Source organism: Exiguobacterium sp. AT1b (assembly GCF_000023045.1).
Classification (GTDB): domain Bacteria; phylum Bacillota; class Bacilli; order Exiguobacteriales; family Exiguobacteriaceae; genus Exiguobacterium.
This window is the reverse complement of record NC_012673.1, coordinates 1,988,601-2,003,871: the sequence shown is the minus strand read 5'-3', so window position 1 is coordinate 2,003,871 and position 15,271 is coordinate 1,988,601. Positions and strand designations below refer to the sequence as shown.

Sequence of the window (15,271 nt, the reverse complement as noted above, 5' to 3'; positions counted from 1 at the left end):
TCAACAGAAAAAGTCATGTCAACTTTTTTAACATGACTAGAATTATAGGTAAATTATACGAAAATTGCAATATTAATTCGTTTTTTCAATATCACCTCGACTCTTTCTAAAAGCAAAAAAAACGAGCCGGAGAGCGCATCGCAATCCGACTCGTTTTCTATTCCGTTTAGATAAAGAGGTTTAAGTTACCGCCTTCTGCTGCGCCGAGATACGCCGCCACACCACCAAGGTCGACCCCATCAATCAACTCTTCTTCTTTGATACCCATGACGTCCATTGACATCGTGCAAGCTACCATTTTTACGCCTGCCTCTTGCGCCGACTTGATCATTTCTTCGACAGAAGGAACATTCTTGTCGCTCATGACTTTCTTCATCATTTTTTGACCGACACCACCAAAGTTCATATTCGAAAGTGGAAGTTCGCCGGCATGTCCTGGCATCATCATGCCGAACATTTTCTCAAGGCCTTGTTTCTTCACTTCCGGCGCATCCGGTTTGCGGATGACGTTGAGTCCCCAGAATGTAAAGAACATCGTCACGTCTTTCCCCATCGCGGCAGCACCTTGCGCAATGATGAGGGATGCGAGTGCGCGGTCGAGGTCTCCGCTGAAGACGACCATTGATGCACCGTCTCCTGCTGGCGCGCCCGCTTGTGGTACAGCCGGACCTTGTCCTTTTTGAAGGATGGCTTCAACGCGTCCGTTCACGAATTGTTTCGAGACGAGTTTGTTTCCTGTCTTCTTCGCCCATGCTTCGATGTCTGCGAAGAATCCTGGGTCACTCGCGAGCACGCGGAGCGTTTCGCCTTCTCCGAGTTCTGCGACTTTCTTATTCACTTCTAAAATAGGTCCCGGGCATTGTAGACCACATGTGTCTAACACGACCGCTTCCCCGATTGGTGCATTTGTCATTTGTGTTGGCTCCTCTTCTACAACGGTAGCCGCTGTTTCATTTGATGTGTTCGCTTCTTCAAGCGCCTCGAAATCACGATTGATTTGCGACCACGTCTTGTAGCCACCGCTCAAGTTTTTCACCTTGAAGCCGTTTTGACGTAAGATGCGTGATGCGAGATAGCCACGAAGACCGACTTGGCACGTCACGTAAATCGTTTCATTCCGGTCGTAGTTGTCCAAGTTTTCTCGTAATGAGTTGAGTGGTACATTGATCGACCCTGGAATCTTTCCGAGTTCATGCTCCGATTCATCGCGAACGTCTAATAACGTCGCTCCATTTTCCACGAGCTCATCGATTTCATCCCAATGCACGACTTCATTGTCACCGAGGACGACGTTCGACGCGACGTACCCGATCATATTGACCGGATCTTTCGCCGAGCTGAACGGTGGTGCGTAACTGAGCTCAAGGTCAGGTAGATCGAGGACTGTCAAACCGCCCTTCATCGCCGTCGCAATGACGTCGATGCGTTTGTCGACTCCATTGATCCCAACGCCTTGCGCACCATAGATCTCACCCGTTGTCGGGTGGAACAAGAGTTTGAGTGACACAGGTGTCGATCCTGGATAATAGCCGGCATGTGAACCGGGGTGCACGTGGACGGCTTCATACGTCTTACCAGCCGCCTTCAACCGTTTTTCATTCCAGCCTGTCGATGCGACCGTCATATCAAACACTTTGGCGATTCCCGTTCCCATCGTTCCGTTATATTTCACGTCACGACCGTTAATGATATCGGCAACGAGACGGCCTTGACGGTTCGCTGGCCATGCGAGTGGGACGACAGTTGGCTCATGGAAGACATAGTCGAGTACTTCGACCGCGTCCCCGATCGCGTAAATCGACGGGTCAGATGTCATCATTTTTTCGTTTACTCGGATTGCCCCGCGCGTACCTGTTTCAAGGCCTGCTTCACGCGCAATCGTCGACTCTGGTGTAACCCCAATCGACATGATGACCATATCTGTATCGATGACACGACCGCTCGTCAAATGCACCTTCTTCCCTTTTTCAGAGAATGAAGAAACACCATCAGACAATTGAAGCTCGACGCCATGCAAGCGCATGTGTTCATGAATTGGCGCCACCATCTCACGGTCAAGTGGCGTCATGACTTGGTCTGCCATCTCAACGAGCGTCACCTCAACGCCACGCTCACGTAAGTTTTCTGCCATCTCGATCCCGATGAAACCTCCACCGATTACAGTCGCATGCTTTGGTGCCTTGTCATCGACGTAGCCACGGATTTTATCTGTATCCGGAATGTTGCGAAGTGTGAAGATATCTTCTGCCTCGTCGATTCCAGGGATGTTTGGACGAATCGGTTTTGCTCCCGGTGACAAGATGAGGACGTCGTATGACTCGTCATACGTTTCGCCTGTTTGGACGTGTTTCACCGTCACCGTTTTCTCGTCACGGTTGATTTTGACGACTTCCGTCAAATTGCGGATATCGAGTTGGAAACGCTTGTTCATCCCTTCAACGGTTTGAACGAGGAGTTTTTGACGGTCTTGGATAACGTCCCCGATATAATATGGAAGACCACAGTTCGCGAACGAGATGTACTCTCCACGGTCGAACATGACGATGTGATTCTCTTCATTCAAACGACGGAGTCGTGCAGCTGCAGATGCACCACCTGCCACCCCACCGACGATTACGATTTTTTTACTCATTGTCCATTTCCTCCTCTGACGACTTCTCCTGGCCAACTCATCAAGCCATCTTCTATATTGACCACTTTATAGCCTTTCGCCTCCATTTGCCAAGTCGCTTGCGTGCTACGTGCACCTGAGCGGCAAAGAACGACATATTCTTCAGCTGGATCGAGTGTGTCGATCCACTCTGTCATTTCAGATAATGGATAGTTTTTCGCGCCTTCGATATGTGCTTCTTGAAACTCGTCACGTTCTCGGACGTCGACGATATTTACAGGCACTTCAAAGTCCATTTGACGTTTTAAAGCGGATGCTTTCATCGTTGATCTACCTTTCTTTTTTCAATTCAATTTATACCATTCGGCTTGGTTGCTGGCGTTAAATAAGTTTGTGATTTATTGAACATTTCGCTTCCACGTCATTAATATACCCCCTTAGGTATTTAATTGCAAGAAATAAGTTTGACGAAATGTCGAATTTTTCAACATCATCCATTTGGATAGTTGATGCTCGACACATACTCCCCCATGTATTAAGATGAGCCTACACAATAAATAGTTGGGTAACTGAACAATTTTTCCTATAGAGGTGAATGATATGGAACCGTATGTATACGATGCGAAAGTATTGAATCGCATGAAGCGAGTGGAAGGACAAATTCGCGCCATCATCCGAATGATGGAGGAAGGGAAAGAATGTCGCGATGTCGTGACGCAATTAAGTGCCGCACGTTCCGCACTCGACCGCGCTTCGACGATCATTGTGGCTAAGAACTTGGAACAATGTATCATCACCGCTCAAGCAGATGGCGAAGATACGTCCGAAACGGTGGAAGAAGCCATTAAAATGTTGATGAAACGCTAGTTCCCCTTGCTTTCCCTGTCCAAATGGGGGAAAGTTAGAGTAACGACTTACTAAGGGGGATTTCCTTGTGAACTTCGAAGAAAAAGTAGAATCATTTAGAGCGCTCGCCGCTGAACGCAACATGACGTTCAAAGAGAGCGACACTGAAACGCACGTCACGTTCTTGACGCGTGAAACAACAAAATCCGGGGCTCAGCCCGTTATGATTATCGCTTTTAACAAAAAGACGACAGATGCTGAGTTGTACGCTGCTACCGTCACGCACGTCCCAGATTACGTAGAAGATTTACCGATTCTTAATGCCTTGAACGAGTTCAACCAGGAGTTCAAATACTTCCGTTGTGTACTCGACAGCGATCGCGATGTCACACTCGCCTCAACACTCGACCTCGACCTCGGTTTCTCACCGGAGATCATCTTGCAACATTCATTCATGATGTTCCAAGCGGCCGATGAAGTGAACGAGTACATGCAAAAGCTGTACACACAAGTACAATAATGAAAAGCCGTCCGGAAATGTTTCCGAGACGGCTTTTTTGAAACATCTGATCGACCTAGCTCGTATGATGAGACAAGGAGGCGATTCGACATGACACGTTATGATCGATATGTAGAGGCGTTAGACGCCATTAAAGAGGCGACGAAATGGGAACTGACGGATGATTTCCGGCGCTTGATGGCCATTCATTATGCGATTCACGACACCCCGTTCGAGGCATCTCGATTTTCGAACGCACGCGATCTATTAAAGCAAAAAACGAAGATGTTCTCGAAGTTTCGTGGCAGTCAAAACCTCGTCTGGCTCTCGTTTCTCGACGCCAAGTACGAGGACATCGGGACCGCAATCGACGAGGCGCTCCGACTCGATACGTTACTCGACCGGAAACATTTCCGTTTCAGTTCACTGCGTCCCTTTTTAGCGAATCAACTGATTAATGTCGAGGAACCTGACCGTCGTCTCGATGAGGCGACTGAACTATATCAAACGTTTAAACAACATCACCCTTGGTTGACGAGCGAGGAAGACTTGTTGTCAGCGCTCGTGCTCGTTCAAGCGTTTGACGATATTATTGATTTGAACGAACGCATCGAGCAACATTATGCATTATTGAAGGGACGGCTCCCGAAGTCAAACGAACTGCAACTCGTCTCGCACCTTTTGACGTTCAGCGAGTCCTCACCCGAAGAAGCAGTCTCTCGATTGCTCACATGGAAGTCTCAATTAGATGAAGTGCACATCTCGATTCGTCGCGAACACTTACCCGCACTCGCACTACTTAGCATTGTCACGGAACCGAATACGAGCGCGATTCATGCTATTCAGGAAATCGTAGGGGCCGAAAAAGACAAGCAGCGTTGGTTCAACACACATAGCGTGCTCATCGCACTTCAACTTGTAGCGGCCGAACGCATAACAAACGAGGCGAGCGACTTATTGCTACACGGTACGTTCGCCCACTTATTGGCGATGCAACAAGCGGCGACCGCTGCCACGACTGCCGCCGTCATCGCTAGTACCTCATCAACCACAAATTAAATTAAGAGATTCATCGTGAGACACACCAGTACAAATACAGAGTTTGCGATTTCGACAATCCCAATTTTCATGATTGGGATTTTTTTGCCGTAGAACCAAATAGCACGAATCAAACTCGGGGCATATGCTAAAGCGAGCAGCGGATAACCGAGCGCAATGAACACGACGATTAACAGCATATGATACCCCCACGAAAGGTTACGATACGCGATGCTCTTCTTTTCCCGAATCATCGTCTTGACGAAAAAGATACTTCCGAGGAAATAGAGGTATGGCAAAACGAATACCCATGCAATTGTTTCATCCACGACGTGTGCTCCGTGGTAATAACTCGCCATTCCTCCAATACAGAATGAAGTGACGGCACTGACGTCATTCCATACGTTTCGCTCATCTTTGATTTTGGCAAAATAGGCGTTTGTGAGACCGAATGGAATCATTGCAAAAGCGAACCAGATGAGACTCCATTGCATCCATAAGACTGGGATGATGGATAGTATAGCAATCATCAGATAGATGATCACGGTGCGTAAAAGCTCACGCGATTTCTTTCGTTGCTTGATGTATTGAAATAAGAAGAATGTCCCCATATAGACAAACAACCATGCAATAGCAAAAGGCACATGTGTCCACACCCATCCCCCGACTGTCCCTCCAAGAACGAACGGTAAAATGAGCATCGACCATGCCCCATGCTGTGTTGGAATCATCCATTTCATCAACCATCACTCCTTCCTCCACTAGTGTAATGGATGGTGAGAGCATGCGCTGTGAGATTTACCACAAAAAGCGAAAAAGAAAATAGGCAGCGCCAGCCACCTATTTCATCACATAGCTTGTTTCTTATTTTTCGCATAGTTCGTTATGAACATGATTCCAATGACAGATAGCGTCAGCATTGCCAGACTGTTCACAATCGTTTTGAGCGTGTGCAGTCCTTCAAGGTTATTCATTACCATCACTGCCATAAGTAATACGAGGATACTCAAGTTTACGATGTTACGGTTCATCTTCTCACCACCAAAAATTCAATCTATAGTTCATTGTACCACTCTCGATTTGTTAAAAGTAATTTTTTTCCATCGAGATTCAAGCCAACCTATCTCGCTCTCACTCATCATAAAAAACGATCTCACGCGAGATCGTTTTTTGGTGTCCAATTTGGTGCGACAGGTGTCGCTCTCGGTTCGTCGACGACGAGCATCTTGGTGACGACCCGTCCGGCAATCGATACCGCGACGAGCGTATACAATGCGTTCGATAATGGTAAATAGATGAGTGAAATCCCAAGGACGATCACATCAAAGATAATCAAAATCGTACCGACCGACACGCCTGTCCATTTCGATAGACCTAAGGCGAATAAGTCATCGCCTCCGGTCGCCCCGCCTGACTTCAAGACAAGACCGAGACCATATCCGGTCACAATCCCACTTGCGATGGCAGCGAACAACGTCGCTGGCCATACTTGAATCTCAAACGTGAGCAAGTCGAGACGGTCCCACATCGCATAACTGAGCGACAAGGACGAAGCGGCTAGTACCGCTTGCCCGACAAAACGCCATCCTTTCCACCATAAAGCGACGATAAAAAATGGGATGTCGAGCACGATCATCGAAATCGCCGGGTCGATATCAAATAAATAACGACCGAGTAGCGATAAACCGACGAACCCGCCTTCCGCCAAACCAAACTGTTCATTCAAATAATAATAACCGAACGCCATGATCAGCGTTCCGAGCACTATGGTAGCAACTCGTTTCATTCCGATTGTCCTCCCCGTTCTTGACGGAGAGGAGGATCCTCAGTCGTAGCTGCGGTTCCATCTGTTCCATCTCCGATCTTCCGTTTGTTGATTGATACACGTGGTTGTGATCAGTCAACGCTAGAAGTCCGGAAGTTGGAACAGAGGCCATGTCCTCTCGGTATCCATAAAGACCTTCCTTTCTCAAATTGCGCGTAATCTTGTACGTAGTTTACCACACATTTTGATTCAGTTCATGAATTTTACCTTTAGTGCATGTTACGTTTCGGTAAATCTTTCTTTCCGAACCACCACCAGTTCCAATCCCCGAACAGTTTCATGAGGGACGGAACGAGCAGGATCCGGATGATGGTCGCATCAATGAAGATGGCGAGCGCAATCCCAACACCAAGCTGTTTAATTGGACTCACGCCCGTAAAGGCGAACGCACCCGTCACGACAATCATGATGATGGCAGCCGATGTGATAATTTTACTCGTCTTCGCAAGCCCCATCTCCGTCGCATAGTCATTGTCGCCCGTCTCGCGGTAATATTCCTCGATTCGCGAAACGAGAAACACCTCATAGTCCATCGACAATCCAAAGACGAGTGAGAAGATGAACACCGGTGTCAAAATACTGATCGTTTCTGCATCATACACATACCCTGATTCAAAAATGATGACGAGTAAACCGAACGTCGCCCCAAGACCGAGCACGTTCATGAGAATCGCCTTGATCGGAATCAAGATGGAGCGGAACGCCCACATGAGGATGAAGAAGGTTGCCAAGATGACCGTAATCACGGCATAGGGAATGCTGTCATAAATCTCGTCATAAATCTCCTCATTGAAGGCTGCCGGTCCACCGACCTCAAACCCTTTGTCTCGCCAATCCCGTACGAATGCTTGCGCTTCTTTATCGCTCGGAGGTACATCGAAACTCACATTGACGAGGGCAAGGTCCGTATTCCCATCAAGGGTCACAAGTCGCTCAAGCGGGGCGAGTTGTTCTGGCGCCGCCTCGGCGAGTTGCGTAAACGTCTCCGGTGTCAACCCCGATGTCGTCAAGAAAGTCGAGACGTTATCGACGATATCGACCTCGTTTAACTCATCTGTGAGACTCGTCAATTCCTCTAAAATCATCGGATCGGTCAAATCGTTCGCTTCGAATAAAAGGACCGCATCGGTCGAGTTATCCCCAAACACATCGTCCCACCGTTCGAGCGCCGCTCGTGATTCATAGGAGGTCGGGAGCGCATCAGCGTCCGGAATGTTCAACTCTAAGTCGCGCACGAACCAGAGACTCGGAAGCAGGATCAACAAGGCAATGAGCGTCATCGTCACCGGACGTCTCATCACGAAGCGAGCAAGCTTTTGCCAGCGCTTTTCAGATTTCGTCTCATCTGTCTTGATGATTCGTCCTTTATTTAAGGCGTCACCGACTAAGTAAAGCGACGATGGCAACAGAGTCAGTGCAGATAGCACGGCTCCCGCGACGGCAATGAGGGCACCAAGCGCGACTGCCTGGAAGACATCGACTTGAATAAATAGAAGTCCGGCCAATCCGACAAAGACACATAGACCTGAAAAGAGAATCGAGCGTCCCGCCGTTGCTACTGTCCGGACAATCGCCTCTTCTCTCGATTGCCCGCGTGTTAACTCTTCTCGATACCGATTGACGAGTAACAGTGAAAAATCAATCCCGAGCGCAATCGCAATCATGGCGACGGCATTGAGAACAAAGATAGATAATTCCATGTTTTGCGCAAAAAAGAATAAAGACCCTGCCGCTACGATAAACGTGATGAGTCCGACGAGTAACGGCATGAGCGCGGCGAGCGGCGTGCCGAAAACGAGCAACAATACGACAAGCGCGACCGGAATCCCGATCAACTCCGCTCGAATCAAGTCATTCTTCGAAGCTTCGTTTAAATCGTCCGCAAATACCGGTTCTCCCGTCAAACGGACTTCGGTATCTGTATCTACGATGAGTGCGTCCCGCACGGCATCGATTGAGGATTCCGCCGCATCGTAATCTTCAAATTCCAGCACGAAATAGGACACATCCCCTGAACGAGCATCGGGATTCTCCGCCGGGGTAATCACGCCGTCAATTGAAGGAATTGCTTCAAAGCGGTCTTGTTGTTCTTCCATGACCGCATCCAAATCTCCATCTTCGAATAAGACGATCATCGAAGCACCCGCTCGATCAAATCGTTCATTTAACGTATCCTCTACCTGTTGGAAACGTCCGTCTTGAATGGCAAACCCGTTTCCTCTCAACTCGCCCGGGAGTTGTAGCCCAAAATAGACTGAACCCGCAAGTAAAATCGCCCATATGAGTAATACGCCATACCGAAAGCGAACCAACTGCCTACCTAACCATTCCATTGATGTCACTCCTCCCTGTCTATCCATCTACTTCCCGTTTCTCGATTCATTCATCATCACTTCACAAAAAATTCCTGAACCTAGGTTCGGTTCAGGACTCTTGTCGTTCAAAGACTTGAAGCCAGCTATGACAAAATCGTGGTGGTGCGGACAAGACGACGAGTCGATCCCCTCGTTCATCTAACAGCATTACCTTCAATAATTGATTGTCTGCACACACGCTTGAACAAAATAATTCTTCCTCTCGATGAAACAGTTGGAACGACTCTGTCGATGTAATCGCCGTCGTTTCTCCCACTTGATCGAGAATGACCGTGTCGCGGTCTCCTTCGTACGGAATGCGCCATGTTTCGTTCGTCTTCACATTTTCAACTAAAAAATGATGAGTTCGTTCATCGAACAATGTCACACACGTTTCAGGTGTGAATCGTTCAAAATCATACGTCCCTTGATACGCTAGCTCGATGATGTTCCCAAAGACAGGGACTTCTTCATAGCGGCTATATCGAAACGTATGATCATGGAGGTTCAAGGCCACGACATCCGATTCGGCTGAATATAAGAAGATGTCATCGCCTTGCCAATAGTGCAAATTGCTAAACCAGTCTCCGTTAAATCGTTGAGGAATCGCATGCGTCTCCATCTGTCCTCGTTGTAAATCAATAACTCCGTAAAGTCCTTTTTCCTGGAACCATGCTACGGCACGCCTTGCATTCGGTTCCACATATAGGGCGCACGGTGTCCATTTCCAGTCGATCTCCCAGCGAATTTGAGACGACTCGTCAAAGAACAAAAATCCGGTTTGCGCCAAGTACAACATCCAACCTTCACCGACACGTTCTAGCCATTCGATCGTTTGATGAAATTGAAAGTCTGCTGTTTGTTTGTACATTTGATCACTTCCTAATTTCAGCTTAGCAACGACCGAAACGAAATTCGATTTTGAATGTGTTCATTCAACACATTTTCGATTTTCCTGTATACTGACGGTAAAGACATATCGTTTAGAAAGGAGAACACCAATGCGTCCATTACAACTATCGCCAGAGACCGCGGTTGAACTCGCAAAAAAATTAAATGTCCCCCTCGAGGAACTGATGCATATGCCAAAACACATCCTCGTTCAAAAAATGATGCAACTCGAGGCATCTCAATCAGAGGAAGACACACCAAAGGAGACGGATTAACGTCTCCTTTTTGGTTACTGCTCTTTGCGTTTCCGCTTTTTCGATACATACCAGAGACCACCGATTACGGCGAGTGCGGCACCACCGGCCACAGCGTACTTGCTGTAATCTGGGCGACGCTCGGTCACGACAAGTGTCGAGAGCGGGGCAACCGTCATATGACGGTCCTCGACTTGACGTGGTGCCGTCAAATTAACGGTATGATCCTCTACGTTCACCTCAAACTTGCCAGACGGAAGTTTGACCTCAACCGCTTCCTCGAGTGCGTTGTGGTATACGATATGTCGTTCTACATATCCTTCCACATGACGGCTCAATTCAAATGCAATCACACCTTCTGCCTCATCAAAGAAACGTAAGTGTTTGCGAATCTGTTCCGTGTTTTCGAGTCGGAAGAGCGGATACTGCTTACGCAGACGCAAGAGACCTTTCACATATTCCACACTTGGCGCTTCTTGCTCCGCCCGGTTCCAGTCCACACGGTTGACGACTTCGCCTGAATTGAAGCTGTTCTCATCCCCGTCTTTTGTCCGGAAGAACTCCTGTCCACTGTGAAGGAATGGAATCCCTTGACTCAGGAGCACAATCGATGTCGCCAAACGGTGGCGACGGCGACGTGTCGTCTCATCATCTTCCGGATTCGTCACGGACAACTTGTCCCAAAGCGTCAAATTATCATGACATTCCACATAGTTGACGACCTGGTTCGGCTCATCAGCGAAACTTTGGCTCGTGATGCCACCAGCAATCCCACGTTTCACGTCTGCTGTCATGTCCGTGTTGCCGCTCACCCAGCCCGGTAAGTCTTCGATAAAGACGTCTCCGCGGACACCGTCTCGAATCCCATCATTGAATTGGGCGATGCGTGGCATCTTATGCGCATTATGTTGATTCGCTTTTTTACGAACCGGGAGCGGCGTATCCAAGTCCCAGCCTTCCCCGATGACGAGAATCGATGGGTCGACACGATCGAGCGCCTTACGAATTTGGTTCATCGTTTTGACGTCATGGAGTCCCATCAAATCAAAACGGAACCCGTCAATCATGAATTCTTTCGCCCAGTACGTGACACACTCGACCATGAGCTTACGCATCATCGTACGCTCAGAGGCCGTGTCATTCCCACATGCTGAACCATCCGCGAGTGTCCCGTCTTCATTTAAGCGATAGTAATAATCCGGGACGAATTGACCAAGCGGTGTTGTCAACGCATCGTACGTATGATTGAAGACGACGTCCATGATGACCCGGATGCCCCGATCGTGGAGCGCTTGAATCATTGCCTTCAATTCGACAATTCGCGACGCCGGATCATCTGCCGACGAGGCGTAAGAACCTTCAACCGCAAAGTAATGAACCGGATCGTAGCCCCAGTTATAGTTGTCTTCCCCTTCACGTGACTCATTCACCGAGCCGTAGTCAAAGAACGGCATTAATTGAAGATGTGTGATTCCGAGCGAGGTGATGTAATCAAGTCCGGTCGGGTAACCGCTCGTGGTCGTCGTACCCGTCTCGGTCATCCCTAAGAACTTCCCACGGTGCGTCGCCCCACTCTCCGGGTGACTCGTCAAATCACGTACGTGCGCCTCATAGATGACCGCCTCTTGTGAAGAATTGAATAGCGGACGTTCTTTGATCCAATGGTCCGGGTTCAAAGATGCCGGATCAAGCAGACATCCTCGTTTCCCGTTCACTCCGACGACTTTCGCATACGGATCGAGCGACTCTACTTTCTTCCCATCAATCAGTGCTTCAAATACATAAAATTGACCTTCAAACAAGGCACGATCGAGTTCGATCACCCACGTCCCCTTCTCAGCCGGTTCGAGCTCGAGCCGATCAAACTTCCGGGCACGGGCTGTTCGATATAACTTGACCGACATCTGTTCCGCTACCGGAGACCAAACTCGTAGTCGAATCTGCTCCCCTTTGAACGTCACCCCTAGGTCTTTCCCGTGATACGCAACGTGATCTAAGTCTACATGTGTGTGTTGATCCATTGTACGTTCCATCTCTTCACTCCTTCACTGCTTCAAATCTGCTATCATTATAACAAAACCACACAAAGGATGGATGAAACATGGCAAAAGACAATTCTTTCGATATCGTGTCAGAAATGAATCTTGAAGAAGTGAAGAACGCAATCCAAATCGCGGAGAAGGAAATTTTGAACCGCTACGACTTTAAAGGCTCAAAGAGTGAGATGTCGCTCGACAATGGCGACCTCGTCCTCATCTCGGATGACGACTACAAACTCGAGCAATTAAAAGACGTCTTGATCACGAAATTGATCAAGCGCGGTGTCCCGACAAAAAACCTCGACTATCAAAAAGTAGAGAATGCACTCGGCGGAACAGTTCGCCAACGTGTGAAACTAAAGAGCGGCATCGACAAAGATGACGCGAAAAAAATCAATAACGCCATCAAGGAATCAAAACTTAAAGTCAAATCGCAAATTCAAGACGATCAAATCCGCGTGACAGGGAAATCACGTGACGATCTTCAGGCCGTCATGCAGCTCGTTCGTGAACTCGAGTTGTCCGTTGATGCCCAATTCACGAACTTCCGATGAAACTCGCGATCATCAGTGACCCGCACGGTTCGTTTGATGATTTGAAGGCCGTTCTCGATGATGTTCGGCGAGAAACCGAGCATATTCTCTGTCTCGGGGATCTATATGAATGCCACATCGGGAAAAAACGACGTCACGAGCGCTTTCATCATGTGGAAGACGTCGTGACGTATGATCCGAATTACGAAGCATTGCTGACATTCCCGAGTCTACGAGGCAATCAGGAAGAGCGAATCGACGAGGTGCTCGTCATCGACCATCCCGTGAAAACACGGATTTCCTTATTGCCGGAACAGACGACTCTCGAGGAAGCCCGCTTTTTACATGGGCATCAAGTCAAATGGAACGAAGACTGGGAACCGGTGGTCGAGAAAGGGAAATATCCACTCGTCTTCATCGGACATAGTCACATCCCCGGGATTTACCGGAAAGGAAAATCCTTGCCGTGGGAAATCGGGACACCGTTCCATTTGAAGAAAAAACGATATGTCATCAACGTCGGTGCTGTCATATTCGATCGGGAATGGTGTCTCTATGATACGGAAGCCCGGACGGTGACGCGGATGAAAGCGTGAATACAAAAAGGACCTCAATTTTTTGAGGTCCTTTCGTCTGTCTTACATTTCTTCAGGCGCTTCGACACCGAGTAAACGGAGCCCTTCTGTCAATACGAGCGTCACGGCCTTCACGAGCGCGAGGCGTGATTGTTTGCCTGCATCTTCTTCTAAGACACGGACATGGCCGTAATACTTGTTGAACGCTTGCGCGAGGTCGAGTACATAGCGGCTGATGATGGATGGTTCGCGGCGTTCATGTGCACGCGTGATGACGTGCGGGAACGCGTTGAGCATCGTGACGACACCCCATGAGTAATCATCGTCTGCACCAGTGAATGGTGAGCCGTCATAGTTTCCTTTACGGAGGAGTGAATTCGCACGAGCGTTCGTGTATTGGACGTAAGGTCCTGTCTCCCCTTCAAACTTGAGCATGCTGTCGAGATCGAACTCGATGTTGTTGATGCGTTCGTTCTTCAAGTCGTGGAAGACGACCGCGCCGACACCGACCATGCGGGCAACGTCTTGTGCGTTCGCAAGATCCGGATTCTTCTGCTCGATATTCGCCTGCGCTTTCTCGATCGCCTCTTTCAAGACTTCCTCAAGAAGGACGATGCGTCCTTTACGTGTCGACATCTTCTTCCCTTCTTGCAAGATCAAGCCGAACGGCACGTGATGCATGCCATCAACAAAGTCATATCCAAGCTTACGAAGGACCGAGAAGAGTTGTTTGAAATGGAGCGCCTGTTCGCCACCGACGACATAGTTTGCTTGAACGAAGTTGTACGTCTCGTAACGATAGATTGCCGCTGCCAAATCACGTGTCGCGTACAACGTCGCGCCATCTTTTTTCTTGATCAAGCAAGGTGGCAAGTTCTCCTCTTCGAGCGAGACGACCATCGCCCCTTCACTTTCCACTAAGAGGTTTTTCGCTTCTAGCATCTCGACGACGCGTCCCATTTTATCGTTATAGAACGCTTCCCCGTTGAAGCTTTCGAATTTCACTCCAAGAAGGTCATATACTTTCTGGAACTCTTTGAGCGACTCGTCACGGAACCACTGCCAAAGCTCTGTCGCTTCCGCATCACCATCTTCAAGCTTTTTGAACCAAGCACGGCCTTCGTCTTCGAGTTCTGGTTGTGTCTTCGCCTCTTCGTGGAAATGGACGTATAATTTCAAGAGTTCTGCGATTGGATTGGCGCGTACCGCTTCCTCATCGCCCCACTTCTTGTAGGCGACCATCAATTTCCCAAACTGAGTGCCCCAGTCTCCAAGGTGGTTGACGCCGACGACGTCATATCCGTTTTTACGTGCGATTTGGTTGATTGCATTCCCAATCACCGTCGAACGCAAGTGACCCATCGAGAACGGCTTCGCAATGTTTGGTGACGAGAAGTCCGTCACAATCGTTTCATTGCGTGCCTCGTGTGTTGCATACTCTGATTTTTCCTCAAGCACCGTGTTGATGATTTCTTTTGATACGACATCACGGCTCAAGAAGACGTTGACGTAAGGTCCTGCCGCCTCCACTTTCGTGAACAATTCATCGTTCAATTCATTTGCGATATCTGTCGCAATCATGACAGGTGCTTTCCGGTAAGCTTTCGCCAATTGGAAACACGGGAACGCGAGGTCACCGTGCGCCTCGTGTTTTGGCTTCTCAATCAAGGCTTCAATTTGGTCAATCGTGAGTTCTTCACCGATGACACGGGATAGTGCTTCTGCATACTTGCGTTCATAACTCATCTGTATGTCCTCCTTCTTCAATAACAACTCATAAAAAAAACGCCCTTTGCATAGATGCAA

Annotated in this window: 15 protein-coding genes and 1 other annotated feature (1 of these 16 running past the window's edge); of the genes, 6 read left to right on the top strand and 9 right to left on the bottom strand. The window is 48.5% G+C overall.

Annotated features, from left to right (window positions below; translation table 11 throughout):
* Positions 1–166 precede the first annotated feature (166 nt).
* Together EAT1B_RS10375 and EAT1B_RS10370 are read right to left on the bottom strand one after the other, a co-directional pair.
* Entirely contained in the window at positions 167–2,632 is a 2,466-nt protein-coding gene (locus tag EAT1B_RS10375) for a CoA-disulfide reductase (protein ID WP_015880531.1), read from the bottom strand.
* Positions 2,629–2,934, bottom strand: coding sequence for a rhodanese-like domain-containing protein (locus tag EAT1B_RS10370; RefSeq protein WP_015880530.1), 306 nt, complete (start codon positions 2,932–2,934; stop codon positions 2,629–2,631). Before EAT1B_RS10370 ends, EAT1B_RS10375 begins: the two co-directional genes overlap by 4 nt.
* A 277-nt stretch (positions 2,935–3,211) precedes the next feature.
* Between EAT1B_RS10370 and EAT1B_RS10365 the strand changes: the two genes are divergently transcribed.
* The 3 genes from EAT1B_RS10365 (at position 3,212) to EAT1B_RS10355 (ending at position 5,015) form a co-directional block, all read left to right on the top strand.
* A complete protein-coding gene (locus EAT1B_RS10365) occupies positions 3,212–3,478 on the top strand; it encodes a metal-sensitive transcriptional regulator (RefSeq protein ID WP_015880529.1) in 267 nt (88 codons plus the stop codon).
* Positions 3,479–3,545: 67 nt separating this feature from the next.
* A complete protein-coding gene (locus EAT1B_RS10360) occupies positions 3,546–3,977 on the top strand; it encodes a YbjN domain-containing protein (protein WP_015880528.1) in 432 nt (143 codons plus the stop codon).
* Positions 3,978–4,067: 90 nt separating this feature from the next.
* Positions 4,068–5,015, top strand: coding sequence for a DUF4003 domain-containing protein (locus EAT1B_RS10355; RefSeq protein WP_015880527.1), 948 nt, complete (start codon positions 4,068–4,070; stop codon positions 5,013–5,015).
* On the opposite strand, the gene EAT1B_RS10350 is transcribed toward EAT1B_RS10355, so the two are convergent.
* The 5 genes from EAT1B_RS10350 to EAT1B_RS10330 all read right to left on the bottom strand — a co-directional run bounded on the left by EAT1B_RS10350 (position 5,012) and on the right by EAT1B_RS10330 (position 10,044).
* Positions 5,012–5,734 (bottom strand): YwiC-like family protein, encoded by a 723-nt coding sequence (locus EAT1B_RS10350; RefSeq protein ID WP_015880526.1) that lies wholly within the window; start codon positions 5,732–5,734, stop codon positions 5,012–5,014. The two genes, EAT1B_RS10355 and EAT1B_RS10350, sit on opposite strands and share 4 nt — an antisense overlap.
* 108 nt (positions 5,735–5,842) lie before the next feature.
* Entirely contained in the window at positions 5,843–6,025 is a 183-nt protein-coding gene (locus tag EAT1B_RS10345) for a hypothetical protein (protein ID WP_015880525.1), read from the bottom strand.
* A 122-nt stretch (positions 6,026–6,147) separates the two neighbouring features.
* On the bottom strand, positions 6,148–6,780 hold the full coding sequence (locus tag EAT1B_RS10340) for a YitT family protein (RefSeq protein WP_015880524.1): 633 nt from the start codon (positions 6,778–6,780) through the stop codon (positions 6,148–6,150).
* A gap of 248 nt (positions 6,781–7,028) precedes the next feature.
* Positions 7,029–9,152, bottom strand: coding sequence for an MMPL family transporter (locus tag EAT1B_RS10335; RefSeq protein ID WP_015880523.1), 2,124 nt, complete (start codon positions 9,150–9,152; stop codon positions 7,029–7,031).
* Between the two features lie 91 nt (positions 9,153–9,243).
* Positions 9,244–10,044, bottom strand: a complete 801-nt coding sequence (locus EAT1B_RS10330) for a hypothetical protein (RefSeq protein ID WP_015880522.1) — start codon at positions 10,042–10,044, stop codon at positions 9,244–9,246.
* A 130-nt stretch (positions 10,045–10,174) separates the two neighbouring features.
* Here EAT1B_RS10330 and EAT1B_RS15790 point away from each other — a divergent pair, with 130 nt between their 5' ends.
* Positions 10,175–10,339, top strand: a complete 165-nt coding sequence (locus tag EAT1B_RS15790; protein ID WP_015880521.1) for a YycC family protein — start codon at positions 10,175–10,177, stop codon at positions 10,337–10,339.
* Positions 10,340–10,353: 14 nt separating this feature from the next.
* Here the strand turns inward: EAT1B_RS15790 and pulA are convergent, their stop codons facing one another.
* Positions 10,354–12,351 carry a type I pullulanase gene (pulA, locus tag EAT1B_RS10325; RefSeq protein ID WP_015880520.1) on the bottom strand — a complete coding sequence of 666 codons (1,998 nt, stop codon included), beginning with the start codon at positions 12,349–12,351 and terminating at the stop codon, positions 10,354–10,356.
* Between the two features lie 68 nt (positions 12,352–12,419).
* Here pulA and EAT1B_RS10320 point away from each other — a divergent pair, with 68 nt between their 5' ends.
* Positions 12,420–12,911 carry a YajQ family cyclic di-GMP-binding protein gene (locus EAT1B_RS10320; protein ID WP_015880519.1) on the top strand — a complete coding sequence of 164 codons (492 nt, stop codon included), beginning with the start codon at positions 12,420–12,422 and terminating at the stop codon, positions 12,909–12,911.
* Positions 12,908–13,486 carry a metallophosphoesterase gene (locus EAT1B_RS10315; RefSeq protein ID WP_015880518.1) on the top strand — a complete coding sequence of 193 codons (579 nt, stop codon included), beginning with the start codon at positions 12,908–12,910 and terminating at the stop codon, positions 13,484–13,486. The genes EAT1B_RS10320 and EAT1B_RS10315 overlap by 4 nt, the downstream gene beginning before the upstream one ends.
* Positions 13,487–13,528: 42 nt before the next feature.
* Here the strand turns inward: EAT1B_RS10315 and argS are convergent, their stop codons facing one another.
* A complete protein-coding gene (argS, locus tag EAT1B_RS10310; RefSeq protein ID WP_015880517.1) occupies positions 13,529–15,211 on the bottom strand; it encodes an arginine--tRNA ligase in 1,683 nt (560 codons plus the stop codon).
* Between the two features lie 57 nt (positions 15,212–15,268).
* Positions 15,269–15,271: a binding site (T-box leader), on the bottom strand; it runs 209 nt beyond the window's last position.